The organism is Paralcaligenes ginsengisoli, assembly GCF_054781135.1.
Genome location: NZ_BAAGUZ010000002.1, coordinates 395,469 through 410,289, shown reverse-complemented (window position 1 = coordinate 410,289; position 14,821 = coordinate 395,469). Strand labels below are relative to the sequence as shown.

Here is a 14,821-nt window from a genome sequence, read left to right as displayed (position 1 = left end):
CATGAAAAGAATTCTGCTGTCTTCTGTCCTGCTGGCCCTTTTGGCGGCGTGCAGCACGGTACCTGTCGGCAACGAGGCGCCGGTATCCGGTGCCGGCCACGCGCCGGGCATTGCGGAACAACCTTTGCGGGTGCCGGATCTGGCTGCCATGCACGACACCGCGCCCCGCGCCCTGGCGGGCAGGTTCCAGCCTGCCACATGGGCGGCCCTGCCGGGCTGGCAGAGCGACGATCTGTCCCATGTATGGAAAGCCTTCGTCAATAATTGCAAGGGGCTGATGCGGCCCGTGTCGGGCTCTTTGGCATTGCCCGCGCGCGCCACGCCTCGCGCCTGGCAGCCGGTGTGCGCCGCGGCGCAGCGGTCGGGCATGACGGCGGCAACGCCCAACGCGGCCGAAGTGCGCCGGTTCTTGCAGGACCAGTTGCAGCCCTGGCGCCTGCTCGATGGTACCGGGCACCCAGCGGTCAATACGGTCACCGGCTACTACGAGCCTCTGGTTCATGCTTCGCGCACCCGCGAAGGCCCGTATCAATGGCCTCTTTATGCGCCGCCCGATGATCTGTTGACGATCGATCTGGGCTCGGTATACCCCGAGCTGGCCGGCAAGAGGGTACGCGGCAAGCTGGTCGGCAAGCGTGTGGTGCCCTACGATACCCGGGCGGAAATCGCTTCGTCGGCCAGGCAGCCGCCGGTCATCGTCTGGGTTAACGATCCTGTCGAGGCTTTTTTCCTGACAATCCAGGGTTCGGGCCGTGCCTTGCTGCCTTCGGGCGAAACCATACGCCTGGCCTATGCCGACCACAACGGCCGGCCCTATGCCTCGATAGGTAAATGGCTGGCCGACCAGAAGCAAATGCCGCTGGCCAAGGCGTCGATGCAAAACATCAAGGCATGGGCCATGCAGAATCCCGGCCGCGTACAGGAAATGCTGAACGCCAATCCGGCGCTGGTGTTCTTTAACGAAGAGGCGGTAAGCGATGCCGACCTGGGGCCGCGCGGCGCCTATGGCATTCCCTTGATCGGAGAGCGCGCGATTGCGGTCGATACCAGTTTCGTGCCGCTGGGTACGCCGGTGTTTTTAAGCACCAGCTATCCTGCGACGAATCGTCCGCTCGAACGCCTTGTGTTTGCGCAGGACACCGGAGCGGCCATTAAAGGTGCGGGCCGCGCCGATTTTTACTGGGGCTTTGGCGACGAGGCCGGTGCTCGGGCGGGGCGCATGAAGCAGCGCGGCGAAATGTGGGTTTTATGGCCCAGGCAGGCGGGAGCTCCCTCGGCACGATGAGCAAAGAATCTATCGTTGTTTGCGGCAGCGGTATCGTCGGCCTGGCATGTGCCCTGGGTTTGACCAGGGGCGGCCATGACGTCGCGCTGATCGGGCCGCGGCAAGCGCTGCCGCCGCCCGCGGCCGATGTCTACTGCCCGCGGGTGTATGCCATTTCCGCCGCCAGCCAGCAATTCCTGGCTGGGCTGGGTGTCTGGAGCATGCTTGACGCCGGACGCCTGACGCCGATCGAGGCGATGGAAATATATGGCGACGCCCATGGCCGGGTAAATCTTCAGGCCTGGCAGGCGGCGCAAACAACTTTGGCCTGGATAGTCGAATCGAGCGAACTCGAGCGTGTGCTGCAACAGGCGGTGCAGGTCTATGGAATACGCTGGCATGACGACAAGTTTCGCGAGCTGCAGGCTGGCACGGTTCTGGGCGAATCTGGCCAGCGCTTTGCCGCTGATCTGCTGATCGGGGCCGATGGCGCCAAATCGCCGGTGCGCGCGGCGGCGGGCATCCGCCTCGATTCCAAGCCCTATCATGCGATCGGCCTGGTGGCGCACTTGAATGCCGAGTTGTCCCATCAGCAAACTGCTTTGCAATGGTTCAATGCCGAAGGGGTTCTGGCTCTGCTGCCCATGCCGGATACGGCGGAAGGTCATCAGGTTTCCATGGTCTGGTCCATGCCGCAGCGATTGGCGCAAGAATTGCAGAAACTGCCCGAGCCTGAACGTCACGCAGCGCTGGAAGCGCGGCTGCAGGCCGCAAGCGGCAATCGCCTGGGACGCCTGCGGGTACGCAGCGCGCTTTTGGGTTTTCCTTTATTCCTGGAGCAAAGCGGCATGATTGCGCCCGGGGTGGCATTGGCCGGCGACGCAGCGCATCGCGTGCATCCGCTGGCGGGGCAAGGTTTGAATCTGGGCCTGGCCGATGTGCAGACGCTGTTGCGTGTATTGGCAGAAAAAGAAGCCTATCGCCAGGTCGGCGATAGGCGTGTGTTACAACGCTACCGCCGTGCCCGTGCCGAACCGGTTCTGGCCATGAGCCTGGCGACCGACGGCTTGCATCGCTTGTTCGCAGCCCGGTCGGCGTCGGCGGCCTGGATGCGCAATGCGGGTATGCAGTGTGTCGATCGTTTGCCTTTCATCAAACGTCTTTTGATCGGCGGCGCGTCAGGTCAGTAATTTTTAGGGCGCGGGTGATGCGCTGGAAAGGAGAATTTATGAATATGCGTTTATCGGGCTGGCTGGCCGCAGTGGCATGCAGCGGCCTGGGATTGTTCAGCTTGCCCGGGCAGGCTCAGGCCGCGCCGGTACCCGGAGCGGCTCCTTTGGCCGAGTCGGTGCCTGCCTCGCAAGGGAGTGCTGTGCTTGACGATATCAAGAAGGCATTTTCCGCCCGATTCCCGGAAGTGGATGTGACCGCCGTCAGCGCCACGCCGTTCGACGGTTTGTACGAGGTGCAGATTGGCATGGATGTGGTGTATACCGATGCCACGGTCAGCTATTTGCTGCAGGGCTCACTGATCGACACCAAGACTCGTGTCGATCTGACGTCCGAGCGCCTGGCCAAGCTTTCAGAGGTTCCGTTCGCGTCTTTGCCGCTCGATTTGGCAATTAAACAGGTCAAGGGCAGTGGTGCGCGCAAGATGGCTGTTTTTGAAGATCCCAATTGCGTCTATTGCAAGCGCCTGCATCAGACACTCAAGGGCGTCGATAACATTACGGTGTATACCTTTTTGCTGCCGATCCTGACTCCCGATTCGGCGGACAAGGCGCGCAATGTCTGGTGCGCCAAAGACCGGGCCGCCGCGTGGAGCGACTGGATGGTCGATGGCAAGGCCCCTGCGCAGGCGCAGTGCGATACGCCGATAGACCAGATTCTGGCGCTGGGTAAAAAGTTGATGGTGCAGGGTACTCCGGCCATTATTTTTTCCGACGGTACTCGGGTGAATGGGACCTTGCCTCTGGATGTTTTGCAGCAGAAGCTTGCTAGTTTGAAGTAAGTTGATTTGTGTTTCCGTGGGGGCTGCTGGTATTTTGAGTCGCGGCAACGGCCGTCCGGTCTGGCCCGGCCCACCTCGCCCGGTCCCGGCTTCGCCGGGACTTCCCGCGAGCGGAATCCGGGCCGGGGCGGTCGCGAACTCGCGGGAGCGAACAGCCCCCGGCTGTTCGCAAACGTCCCGCTCAAACAACGCTCCCTTGCACCCCCGTCCCGGATTCCGCTCGCGGCGGGCTCAAGATCGCCTGGCCAGACCGGACGGCCGCTGGCGCCGGCGTGTGCTGTGCGGGGGATATGCGGGGGATATGCGGGGTGCGGATGGGGTGTGTTTCGGTCGATGGCGAGATGTGTGGCTTGGAAGTTTTTTCGCTTCCTGTATTTAAATAGTGCGCTATTAAATAGCTTGACATTAAATAGTGGTATTGCTATTATTTGGCACCATGAACGCGAAACAGTTTTCCAGATCGTCTTCCAAGTCCGGTACGGATCAGTCGCTGTTGCTCGACAATCAGTTGTGCTTTGCGTTGTATTCCACGGTGCTGGCAATGAACAAGGTGTATCGCAAAGTGCTGGCCGATCTTGATCTCACATACCCTCAGTATCTGGTGATGCTGGTGCTGTGGGAATGCGACGGTATTACGGTATCCGATATAGGCCAGCGCCTGTTTCTGGATTCTGCAACGCTTACGCCTTTGCTCAAGCGCCTCGAGGCGGCGAAGCTTGTTTCGCGCACGCGCGATATCAACGACGAACGGCAAGTCATTGTGGCCTTGACGGCGGCGGGGCGTAATTTGCGCAAGAAGGCGCAGAAAGTGCCCGATAGCGTTATTTGCGCTACCGAATGCTCGCCCGCGGAACTCGTGGCGATGACGCAGCAGTTGGGTGCGTTGCGACAAAAGCTCGTGAAAAATGTATAAGCGGTTTTTTCTGCCCCTGATTCGTGCGGGCGGAAAGATTGTGGGTTTGCAGTCCTTGCTTGTTTTTTGAATTTTAAATAGTTTGCTATTAAATTGTTGGCTATTTAAATAGACGATTAATGGCCTTGTTTGCGGTCTGTCATTCAGGCTGAATCTTTATCTCTTGAAGGAGCACCACCATGTCAATCGAAAAAGTCCTTTATCGTTCCAACGCCACTGCGACCGGAGGCCGAGACGGCCGCGGTGTTTCTTCCGATGGCGTACTGGATGTCAAGCTTACGACGCCTCGTGAATTGGGTGGCGCCGGAGACAAGGGAACGAATCCCGAGCAACTGTTCGCCGTGGGCTACTCGGCTTGCTTTCTCGGCGCCATGAAGTTTGTGGCGAATCGCGAAAAAATTGCCTTGCCGGCCGATGTATCGGTTAACGGCATTGTCGGCATAGGGCCTATTCCCACCGGCTTTGGCATTGAGGTCGAGCTCAGGATCTCGCTGCCCGGGCTGGAGCGCGCGCAGGCCGAATCGCTGGTTGCGCAGGCACATATTGTTTGCCCCTACTCGAATGCCACACGCGGCAATATCGATGTGACTTTGACCATTTTGTAAGCGGTTTCGGATACGCCGTGCGGCGTATCCATGGACGCCTGGATCGCCGTGTCGGATCCAGGCCAGTGAGGCTGCCGGCGCCTCGGCTCGCGGTTTATTTATGCAAGTATCCCAATTGCTGCGATAACGCGGCGGCGGCATGCAGCAAAGCCTGGACGACCTTGTCCGGGTGAGCTCCTGTCCAGCGAAACTCGGGAATCAGAAAGCCCAGGCTACCGACTATCTCACCCTCGCCGTTGAAAAACGGCGCCGCAACGCCCACCGTATTGGGTGTGCGGTGCGAGTGCGTAATGGCATGGCCGTCTGCGCGGATGCGTTGCAGCGATTCATTTATCTCGGTTTCGTCCGGAATCAGACCCAGTACGGGAGAAAGTTCCTTTTTGGCTATGGCCCGGCTGATTTCCTCTTCGCTCAAGTGTGCCAGCAGCACCCGTGCCGTTGCTCCCCATACCAGAGGTTCCAAAGCGTTGAGCCGGATGTTGTAGCGCATCGGATCGGCTGGCGAACCGCTGGCGGCATGGAACATTTTCAGTTGCTGGCGTTCCAGCAAGGTCAGAAGCGAGGTTTCGTTAAATTGCGCCGAGAGTTCCTGCAGATAGGGCTCGGCCAGCTTGCCATACGACATCCGTGTGCCGAGCTTGCCTGCCATCCGGTACAGCTCCAGGCCCGGGCCGAACACACCGGCCGATTCGTGACGCGCGTATTCATTCGCGCATAAAGTGGCCAATAGCCTGTGAACCGAACTGCGCGGCAAATTCAGGCGCTGTGCCAGGCTCTGGGCAGTTTCACCTGGATAATCCACCAGGCACTGCAGCAATAGCAATATTCGTTTGACGGTGCTGGTTTCTTTCACTTCATTTCCCAAGCCGGGCGACGCTGCGCGCGCCGGGCCAGACCTGGTCTTGCCTGTTTCTTCCATTACCGCCTGCTCTCTCTTTGATTGGTCTCCACGAATTGTAGGGACTCGTTATGCAACCGTCATTTCCTGGCATTGACAAACCAGGTCATCGCGTCAATAATTATCATTAATTGAACCATTGTCTCATTGAATGGACATTATAGTGAAATAATAGCAGCAGAGACAGAGCGGTTCAAACGCCGCCGCGTCATTACAACAAGGGAACCGGATATGGAATTGAACTTCGCAGGACGCACGGCGTTGGTCACTGGCGCCAGCCAGGGCATAGGACGGGCCACGGCGCGTATGCTGGCCCTGGCCGGCGTCAATGTGGTGGGGGTGGCGCGGCGCAAGGAATTGGTGGACAAGCTCGCGACCGAAGTCGCCGGGCAAGGCCGCGGCAAGATTACCGCCCTGGAGGCGGATTTCTACGATGAAGACGCTCCCGAGCGGGTAGCCGCCGAGGCACAGCGGCTGCTGGGCCATGTGGATATTCTCATTAATGCGGCGGGCGCGAGTCGGCCGGTGCAGTTCGATGCCACTCGAGAGCAGTGGACGGAAGGCATGGTACTGAACTTTTTCCGCATTCGGGAACTGACGCATGCGATCATCCCCGGCATGCGCCAGCAAGGATGGGGCAGGGTTATCACATTCACCGGCACGTCGGAACCGCGAATGCTGAATGCCGCCTTCACCGCCAAGGCGGCCGTGCACGTATGGTCCAAGGGGCTGTCGCGCGAAGTCGCGGCAGACGGCGTTACCATGAATTGCCTGCAGCCTGGACGTATCCGCAGCGAGCAAATACTGCGGCGCTATCCCACAGCGGAAAGCGAACGCGAATACGCACAGGCTGAAATTCCCCTGGGCCGCTTCGGCGAACCCGAGGAAATCGCCGCGGTGGCGGTTTTCCTGGCATCACCCCTGGCCGGCTATGTCACCGGCACAGTCATCCCGGTCGACGGCGGCTCCAGCCGCTTCGCATTTTGACGATGAATGCCCTGCCCACAAAACCCGAATTGAATGCGCCCACGGTGCTGGAGAATCTGGCTGGGCTGGTGCATTCGGTGCGCTACGACGAGTTGCCCGCGGAGGTCGTCACGACCGCCAAGGCACTGATCGTGGATACGCTCGGTTGCGCCTATGGAGGCATGCACAGCGATGTCGGCACAGCAGTCCGTCGCATGGCCGCCGATTGCGGCGGTTCGGCGCAATCCACGCTGATAGGAATTGGCGGAAAAACCTCGGCGGCATTGGCCGCTTTCGTCAATGGCAGCCTGCTGCGCTATTTGGACAGCAACGATTATTACTTCGCGCGGGATCCGGCGCATCCCAGCGGCAACCTGGCAGTGGCGTTGGCGGTGGGTGAACGCGAGCACCGCAGCGGCAAGGATCTTCTGGCCGCACTGGTGGCGGCGTACGAAGTGCATTTGCGCTTATGCAATTTTGCGGGCGAACCATCGCTGTGGCGGCGCGGCTGGCATCATGGCACCAATGCGCAGTTTTCAACAGCGGCATTGGCTGCGCGACTCAGTTGGGACGATCCCTTGCGCACGGCGCACGCCATGGCCATAGCGGGCACCCATCAGAACACGCTGGCGCAATTGCAAAGCGGTGCGGTTTCCATGATCAAGGCAACAGCCGAAGCCTGGGTCGCCAAGGCCGGCATTGAGGCCGCGTTGCTGGCGGGCCATGGCGTAACAGGGCCGCTCCCCTTGATGGAAGGCGCGAACGGCTGGGCAGCCAGTGTGGCCGGCCACGTGGATTTCGAGGCGCTGACCGCGCCGGTTTCAGATGGTCATCGATATTATTTGCTGGAAACCAGTGTCAAGCCATACCCTGCGGTCGCCACGGCGCTGGCGCCGATACGTGCGGCGATTGAACTGCATCGCGCCGCGGCGCCTCGCCCGGCCGATATCGAAAGAATAGTCGTACACCTACCAGGTTTTGCCCTGGGGACTCCGTCGGCCCATCCCGGGCGTCGATATCCCGCCAGCATTGAAAGCGCCCAGCACAGTTTTTACTATTGCACGGTTATCGCACTGCTGGACGGCGCGTGCGGCGAGGCGCAATTCTCGGATGCGAGGCTGACCGACGCAACGGTGCGCGAATTGCTCGCCAGGACGGAGCTGGCGGAAGACCCCGCTTTGAATGACTTGTGGCCGCAGGCCGCGGGTGGCGCCGTGGATCTTCATATGCGCGATGGCACAGTGCGTAGTCATCGTTGCCCCTATCCACCGGGCCACCCCCGGTTTCCCCTGGATGCCGGTGAGTTGGCCGACAAGTTTTACGGCTACGCGGCACCGGTTCTTTCCCGGCGCCGCGCGCAGGCGCTGCATGATGCAGTGGACGGTCTGGAGGACTGTGCCGACTTGCGTGATTTGACCGAATTGCTGGCTGCTCCATAGCCGGCCGATTCGGTTTCCTCTCAATTGAACATAAAACATACAACGCATAGTGCGATAAGGAGACATCCATGTTCCGACTTTTTTCCAGGCGCGGCTGCGGCAGTTTTGCTTTGCTGGGAGCGCTGCTTGCGGCTCCGCTGGCTTGTCAGGCGCAGGCCTACCCGACCAGGCCCATCCATTTGGTTGTTCCTTTCCCGCCTGGAGGCGTCGCCGATCTGATCGCGCGCCCGATTGCCGACAAGATCAGCAAGGAGCTGGGGCAGCCGGTCATCGTCGACAACCATGGGGGAGCCACTGGAACGATAGGCGCGGCATTGGTTGCCAATTCCCAGCCCGATGGTTACACGCTGCTGTTTGGTACGACGAATGAAATTGCAATGAGTCCTACTTTATATAAGTCATTGCCGTACAACCCGGTCAAATCGTTCGCGCCGATCATGCCGGTTGCCGAATTTCCCAATGTGCTGGTGGTGAGCCCCATGACGGACGCCAAGTCGTTCGCCGAGTTGATCGAACTGGCGAAGGCCCGGAAAAAAAGCCTGTCTTTCGCATCGTCCGGCGTAGGCAGTACGAATCACCTGACGGCGGAAATCTTCAAGTCGCTGGCCAAGGTCAATATCCTGCATGTCCCTTATAAGGGGGGCGGACCGGCGTTGATAGGCCTGATCGGCGGCCAGGTTGATGCGATGTTCGCTACATTGCCGTCGGCGATCACCATGATCAGGGGCGGCAAGCTCAAGGCCCTGGCAGTCACCGGCGAACGGCGCTCGCCCGCACTGCCCGATGTACCCACCGCCAAGGAGGCCGGTATGCCGGGCTTGGTCGTGACAACCTGGAACGGTGTGCTGGCGCCGGCGGGCACTCCTGACGCTGTGGTGGATCGTGTGCATCGCGCGCTTCTCCTGGCCGTGGCCGATCCCGACATAAAGAAAAGGCTGGCCGCGGTCGGTGCCGAGACGATGAGCATGACGCCGCAGGCATTCGCCGCTCTTATACATAGCGATTTCGATCGCTGGTCCGAGGTCATAAAAGGGGCAGGAATCAAGGCCGAATGAATCAAGACATAGAGCCGCACAAGGAGACGAAATGAGTGCATTGATGGGATCCGGCGCTTTGGCGCTTTGGCTGGATGTTGCAGCCCAACTCGACCGTGAAACAGATGGATGGTATGTCGACGAGCATTTGCCCGACCGGATCGACACTGGCGGGTATCTGCGAGCTCGCCGCTACCAGGCGCTGGAAGGGGAGCCAGCTTATTTTTCCATGTTCGAGGCATCGACGCCGGAGGCGCTGGCAAGCGAGGGCTATCTGAGCCTGGTCGGGAAAATCAGCGATCAGTCGCAGCGTATTCGCGCCGGTTTTTCCAATGTCGTGCGCAACACTTTCCGGGTGAGGGCCAGCATGGGGAGGGGCTTGGGAGCTGTGATGGCCAGTTTGCGGCTTAAGGCCTCAGGCGCGAATCCGGCCGGGCTTGCCGCCGCCATGGATGAACAGGTGCCTGCGCTGCTGCGCCGGCACGGTATCGTGGGTGTTCATTGGATGGAGGCCGCACCCGAAGTGCGCGCCCGCATGGATTCAGTACGCGCGGTTGGGCAGCAGGATCGGTCCGCTGACTATGTGCTGCTGATCGAGGCCACACGCCAAGCCGAGATTCTCCCGCTGCGCGCAGCGCTTTTATCCACAACAGCACTTGCGGAATTGGGCTGGAGCGAAGAAGGTTTCGGCATTTACAGCCTGCTTTATGAAGTATCGGGCCGGCCCGCCGGCAACGAAATAATATTGGGAGACAGAATATGAACAAATTTGCGAAATTGCTGCCGTGTGCCGCGTTGTTCGCTTTTGCGGCATGTGTGCCCGCAGCGACCCAGGCCGCTGCTTACCCCGAACGGCCGATCACATGGGTAGTGCCCTATCCTCCCGGCGGAACCACCGATGTCGTGGCGCGTAATATCGCGCAAGCCATGTCCAAGGCGTTGGGAGAGTCGATCGTAGTGGAAAACAAGGCCGGCGCGGGGGGCCAGATTGCCATGACGTATGTGGCCCACGCCGCGCCGGACGGGTACACTTTGCTGGTCAGCGATGCCAGCCTGGCAACCGCGCCCAGCCTGTACAAGCGCATGCAGATAGATCCACTAAAGGATCTGCAGGCGGTATCGTTATTCGTCACGGTGCCCCATCTCCTGGTGGTCACTCCGGCACTGAAGGTCAATTCATTGTCCGATCTGATTGCGCTGACCAAAAAGGAGCCTGGCAAGCTCAATTTTAGTTCGGGTGGAATTGGTTCGCCACTGCATCTCGCCGGTGAGGCATTGCGCATGGAAACCGGTCTGCAATGGACTCATGTGCCTTACAAGGGCGCCGGGCCGGCCATTCTGGCCGCCGTTACTGGTGAAGCGCAGATCGCCACGCCGTCGCTACCATCCGCTCTCCCTCAAGTGAGAGCCGGAAAATTGCACGCTCTTGCGGTCACCAGCCCCAAGCGTGTGTCCGTGTTGCCGGATGTGCCTACCGTGGCCGAATTGGGCTATCCAAAAGCGACAGTATTTGGCTGGGTTGGCCTGCATGCTCCCACCGGCACGCCTGCCGACGTCATGAAAAAGCTGGAAGGCGCGGCGGCGGTGGCCATGAAAGATCCCGCCTTGATCAAACGTTTGCAAGGTTTGGGCGCGGACATTATGCCGGAATCAGGCCCTGCATATGGAAAGCTGGTTGAGGATGAAGCCGTTCGTTGGAAAAAAGTTGTACAAGCGGCGGGTCTCAAGCCGGAATAAACGACAGCGCATGCTGTCTGCCCAGTTTGCGTTTGCCGCGGGCTTGCGCAAACCAGGCATCGGTATTCCGACTGGCCAGATGCCTGAAAGAAATAATAATATTGAATTCGTTTGCTGTGGCCAGCGGCCGCTCCGCTGGCATGCAGCCAAATTGGTTCGAGCCGATTTAAAGAGTAGAATTTGCCAGCCCCCAGCGTAGTCAGCCGCACAAAAAGGCCTTGTGCCGCTGACTACGCCGTCGCCGGCGCCTGCCGGTAAATTCGCAATCGGGTAAAGTCGATTATGCTTCTCGCTGTAGCGGTGTATCGTTGCATGTGTTGGTCACCGGTGTGAAGCACTTGGCGCCGCAGCCGCCAGGACTAAATCAGAAGTCCAATTTAATTGACTTGCCAATGATCAAGAAAGTAAACGACGCTAATTTATTATTGGGTGACCTTGCCTACGAGTCGGTGCGAGAGGCCATTCTGGCCAATGATCTCAAGCCGGGCGAGCGCGTATCCGAATACAAAGTCGCCGAGTGGCTGGGCATCAGCCGCACTCCCGCTCGCGAAGGGTTGCGGCGTCTGGAAAACGAAGGGCTCTTGTCTCAACATCCGCGTCGAGGTCTGGTCGTGGCTTCGATCGACGACAATGCGGTGCAGGAACTCTACGCCGTGCGTCAATTGCTGGAAGGCGCCGCCGCGGCCATGGCCGCCAAGCAGGCCACCGACGCCGAGGTCGCCACCTTGCAGCATCTGGTGGAGGCGGAGGCACGGATCACCGAAGACCCGCAGCAAATGTACGAGCACAATCGCACCTTCCACGAAGTCATCTATCGGGCGGCTCACAATCAACTGCTCTTGAAATTCCTGCTCTTGACGGCCGACACGCTAACGGCGTATCGCAATGTATCGACACTGGTTATCAAAGAGCGGCGCGAACAGGTCGTGGCCGAACACCGCGAACTCAGCGATGCCATTGCCCGGCGCGATGAAGCGGCTGCCAAGGAAATTGCCGTGCGCCACGTACAAAACGCATTGCGCGCGCGAACCAAGGTGCAGCACACTATCTTGATCGACGAGGTTCGGCGCCGCAGCCTTCCGCGGCCCGTCGCCAAGCCGCCGCGCGCTTAAATGCCCGCGGCTTGATCGCCCACTGGAAAGCGTGGCTGCGCGCCTAGTGCCGCAAGCTGGCCGTACCAGGCCGAGGCGGCCGCTTCCCCCATGTTTTTTTGCGTCAGAAGCAGGAATCTGCGATGTTGCTCGGGTTCGGACAGGGGATGCGCGGGCATGCCCCTGAAGCTGCTCGCCAGCGTTTCGAAGCTGCGGCCGTCGCGCAAAGTAACAGCCAGGTGGGCGCTCCATGCCGAAGGCAGGCCTGTCGCGGGGCGCAGTTCGATTGCGCGGCATATTCGGCGGATGGACGCATCGCCCAATGCCGATTCGTCGAAGGAATCAGGATCTTCCGGATCCCTGTGCAAGGCCAGGGCCAGGCAGAACGGCACACTGTACTGCGCCTTCATGACATCGCCCGGTTCGCGGATATCGTGATGGCTTGCCACCTTTTCATTGCACGATAGCGACAAGCCAATGACATCGTCGCCGCTGAAGCCGTGTTCGCGCATGAGTTCGCGCAAAGCCTGTATGGACGGTTGCGCGGTGACGTGGCAGGGATAGCGCTTGATGCAGATCTTCAGGCTTTCCCATTCCTGCCCCAGCCCGGCGGTCAGAAGTGCCGGATCGCCATTGCGGCAGTATGTTTCAAGGAAGCCGAATTGCCCTTCGAGTATGGTTTCCGGCCCTGTGTAGCCGTCGGCCACAAGACGCGCCGCTACAATTCCCGCTTCGGCGGCACGCCCCATGTGCAGCCGTTTGACCGTCGCCCCGTGCTTCGCTTTGGTAAAGGCCAGCAGCCCGCCGGACATTGAGCCTGCAACGCCCAGTGCATGGCCGAGCTGAACGGCGTTCAGGCCATAGATCAGGCCGGCGGCAATCGCGGCGCCATAAGGGCCGGTCAGTCCCGGCGCATGAAAACCGAGTTTTTCGCTGCTGTGATGACTGGCGGCTCCGATGCGGAACAGCACTTCGCAACTGGCGACGAAGGCGGTCAGCGCCATCGCCCCATTGGCGCCCGTTTCCTGGCAAGCGGCGACCAGTGCCGGTACCAGCGCCGCGCCCGGGTGCACGCCGGCCCCCGGAAAGCGCAAGCTGTCCTGCTCGAAAGCATGCGCCGACGCCGCATTGGCGAATGCCGCACTCGGGGCGGAAACGCTCTCTTTCAGACCGAACAGCGTGCAGGGACCGCCCGCGCCATATCGACGCGCATAGCCGGCCGTTGCCGCGCTCCATGGGAATCGGCTGCCGTATACCGAGCAGGCCAGGGTGTCGGAAATACAGGCGCTGGCGCGCTCCTGTACGGGCGCCGGTATGGCTTCAAGGCTCAGCCCGGCGGCAAATTGCGCAAGCTCCGACGCCGCTGTGGTCATGGCTTGGCCAGCAGGCGTGCCAGTTCGGCCGCATCGCTTTGCTGTTCCATGGTCAGCATCCAGTCGCGGATTTTCGCAATGTGCGCCTTCGGCAAGACGTGCGATGCGAGTTTGTCGAATTTCTCGACGATATCGGCTTCGCTGGCGAAATTTCTTTCGTTGCCTCGCCCCGCTTCTACTGTGTGCTCCAGGCGCGCGCCGTCCTTGAAAAAGACCTCGGCCCGCACCATGTGGCGGAATTTCGAGCCTTTCGCGGTAATGGCGGCATCGTGCATGACCTGGACTTTCTCGGCGACCCGCATGCGTTCGGGGTCGGCCACTTTGTCTTCAGTGAACTGGTCGACGAAGCAGTCGCCGTCCAGCAGCCAGGTGGCCACGCAATAAGGCAGATTCAGTTGGGCCGAGGTAAGGCCCTGCGGTTCGTACTTCCAGCCGACGTGATCCATCGTCACCTGCGAGCCATGCACCACGATCTTTTCCACTTCGGCTTCGCCAAACGGCCGCTGGGCCTGTATGGCCCGGATTGCATCCAGGGTACTGTGGTTGCTTCCCACACAGGAGTAGAACTTGAGGGCTACTCCCATCGTCTGCCAGGTCTGGCCCAGTCCGGCGGTGAGCTCTTCCAGCTTGAAGCGGTCTTGCGAGCGCGAAAAGGTGCTGCAAAAGCCGCCGTACTCGCTTTCCAGCACATTGACGATGCCGGTGAAACCTTGTTCGGCCAATAGTGCGCCGTACAGACCGCTTTGCGAGGCGCGGCCGGCATGCATGCGCTTGACCATCGCGCCGTATTGCGCCGCCATCAAGCCGCTGGACTGGGTGCCGGCGATGCCCAGCGCGTGCACTGTTTGGTCCGTATCCAGCTTCAGGCCGCGCGCGGCACCGGCCGCCGCGGAGAATACTCCCAACGTTGCCCCCGAGTGCCAGCCCTGCGCGATATGTTCGGGCCCCATGCAGATGCCCACGCGCGGGCCTATTTCGTAGCCGGCGACGGCAGAGGTAATGAAGTCGCGGCCGGTCATTCCCGGGCGCGACTCGGCAATCGAGAGCAGGGCGGGCAGCACCACCGCGCCGACGTGCAGCACGCCCTGGCGGTGGACGTCGTCCAGTTCGAAGGCCTGGACTTGCGTGCCATTGACCAGGGCGGCATGCGGTGACGAAAGCTTCCGGCCGGTTCCCCAAACTGTGCAGTGGCGTGTCGTGTCGACCGCGCCCAATACGTTCTGCAAAATGCGCGTCCACGGCAGGTTCGCGCCGTAAATGGCACAACCGATGGAGTCCAGCATCAGAAGTTTTATGCGGGTAAGGACTTCCGGTGGAATGGCTTCGTACTGCAGGCCTGAGACGAAACCGGCGATACCCCGGGTATAGGGGTTTGCTGAGAGGGTGGTGGTATTGGAAGACATGGGCTCGGTCAAGTGAGAGATGAATAAACGGAACGCATTGGCAAATCGCGCTAGCCATAGAGCTGATCACAAAAAATAGTATACCGT

Annotated in this window: 14 protein-coding genes; 11 read left to right on the top strand and 3 right to left on the bottom strand. The window is 60.4% G+C overall.

Features of this window, described 5'->3' with window-relative positions; genetic code table 11:
* Position 1: 1 nt before the first annotated feature.
* The 5 genes from mltA to ACYVIS_RS02045 all read left to right on the top strand — a co-directional run bounded on the left by mltA (position 2) and on the right by ACYVIS_RS02045 (position 4,793).
* Positions 2-1,285 (top strand): murein transglycosylase A, encoded by a 1,284-nt coding sequence (gene mltA, locus ACYVIS_RS02065; RefSeq protein WP_232742197.1) that lies wholly within the window; start codon positions 2-4, stop codon positions 1,283-1,285.
* A complete protein-coding gene (locus ACYVIS_RS02060; RefSeq protein WP_460873135.1) occupies positions 1,282-2,454 on the top strand; it encodes a UbiH/UbiF family hydroxylase in 1,173 nt (390 codons plus the stop codon). Before mltA ends, ACYVIS_RS02060 begins: the two co-directional genes overlap by 4 nt.
* Positions 2,455-2,492: 38 nt before the next feature.
* Entirely contained in the window at positions 2,493-3,275 is a 783-nt protein-coding gene (locus ACYVIS_RS02055; RefSeq protein ID WP_460873134.1) for a DsbC family protein, read from the top strand.
* Positions 3,276-3,711: 436 nt separating this feature from the next.
* Positions 3,712-4,188, top strand: a complete 477-nt coding sequence (locus ACYVIS_RS02050; protein WP_460873133.1) for a MarR family winged helix-turn-helix transcriptional regulator — start codon at positions 3,712-3,714, stop codon at positions 4,186-4,188.
* A gap of 179 nt (positions 4,189-4,367) precedes the next feature.
* Entirely contained in the window at positions 4,368-4,793 is a 426-nt protein-coding gene (locus ACYVIS_RS02045) for an organic hydroperoxide resistance protein (RefSeq protein WP_232742200.1), read from the top strand.
* A gap of 94 nt (positions 4,794-4,887) precedes the next feature.
* On the opposite strand, the gene ACYVIS_RS02040 is transcribed toward ACYVIS_RS02045, so the two are convergent.
* Positions 4,888-5,646, bottom strand: a complete 759-nt coding sequence (locus ACYVIS_RS02040) for an IclR family transcriptional regulator (protein ID WP_232742201.1) — start codon at positions 5,644-5,646, stop codon at positions 4,888-4,890.
* 276 nt (positions 5,647-5,922) lie between these two features.
* On the opposite strand from ACYVIS_RS02040, the gene ACYVIS_RS02035 reads away from it, so the two are divergent.
* From ACYVIS_RS02035 to ACYVIS_RS02010, 6 genes are all read left to right on the top strand, one after another.
* Entirely contained in the window at positions 5,923-6,678 is a 756-nt protein-coding gene (locus ACYVIS_RS02035) for an SDR family NAD(P)-dependent oxidoreductase (protein ID WP_232742202.1), read from the top strand.
* Positions 6,679-6,680: 2 nt separating this feature from the next.
* Positions 6,681-8,096, top strand: a complete 1,416-nt coding sequence (locus ACYVIS_RS02030; RefSeq protein ID WP_232742203.1) for an MmgE/PrpD family protein — start codon at positions 6,681-6,683, stop codon at positions 8,094-8,096.
* Between the two features lie 68 nt (positions 8,097-8,164).
* Positions 8,165-9,151 (top strand): Bug family tripartite tricarboxylate transporter substrate binding protein, encoded by a 987-nt coding sequence (locus ACYVIS_RS02025; RefSeq protein ID WP_232742204.1) that lies wholly within the window; start codon positions 8,165-8,167, stop codon positions 9,149-9,151.
* A 31-nt stretch (positions 9,152-9,182) separates the two neighbouring features.
* Entirely contained in the window at positions 9,183-9,893 is a 711-nt protein-coding gene (locus ACYVIS_RS02020) for a DUF4286 family protein (RefSeq protein WP_232742205.1), read from the top strand.
* Positions 9,890-10,867, top strand: a complete 978-nt coding sequence (locus ACYVIS_RS02015) for a Bug family tripartite tricarboxylate transporter substrate binding protein (protein WP_460873132.1) — start codon at positions 9,890-9,892, stop codon at positions 10,865-10,867. The genes ACYVIS_RS02020 and ACYVIS_RS02015 overlap by 4 nt, the downstream gene beginning before the upstream one ends.
* Before the next feature lie 392 nt (positions 10,868-11,259).
* On the top strand, positions 11,260-11,979 hold the full coding sequence (locus ACYVIS_RS02010) for a GntR family transcriptional regulator (protein WP_232742207.1): 720 nt from the start codon (positions 11,260-11,262) through the stop codon (positions 11,977-11,979).
* On the opposite strand, the gene ACYVIS_RS02005 is transcribed toward ACYVIS_RS02010, so the two are convergent.
* Both ACYVIS_RS02005 and ACYVIS_RS02000 read right to left on the bottom strand, forming a co-directional pair.
* Complete coding sequence (locus tag ACYVIS_RS02005) at positions 11,976-13,331, bottom strand: MmgE/PrpD family protein (protein ID WP_232742208.1); 1,356 nt, start codon at positions 13,329-13,331, stop codon at positions 11,976-11,978. The two genes, ACYVIS_RS02010 and ACYVIS_RS02005, sit on opposite strands and share 4 nt — an antisense overlap.
* Complete coding sequence (locus tag ACYVIS_RS02000) at positions 13,328-14,734, bottom strand: MmgE/PrpD family protein (protein ID WP_232742209.1); 1,407 nt, start codon at positions 14,732-14,734, stop codon at positions 13,328-13,330. Before ACYVIS_RS02000 ends, ACYVIS_RS02005 begins: the two co-directional genes overlap by 4 nt.
* Positions 14,735-14,821: the final 87 nt, after the last annotated feature.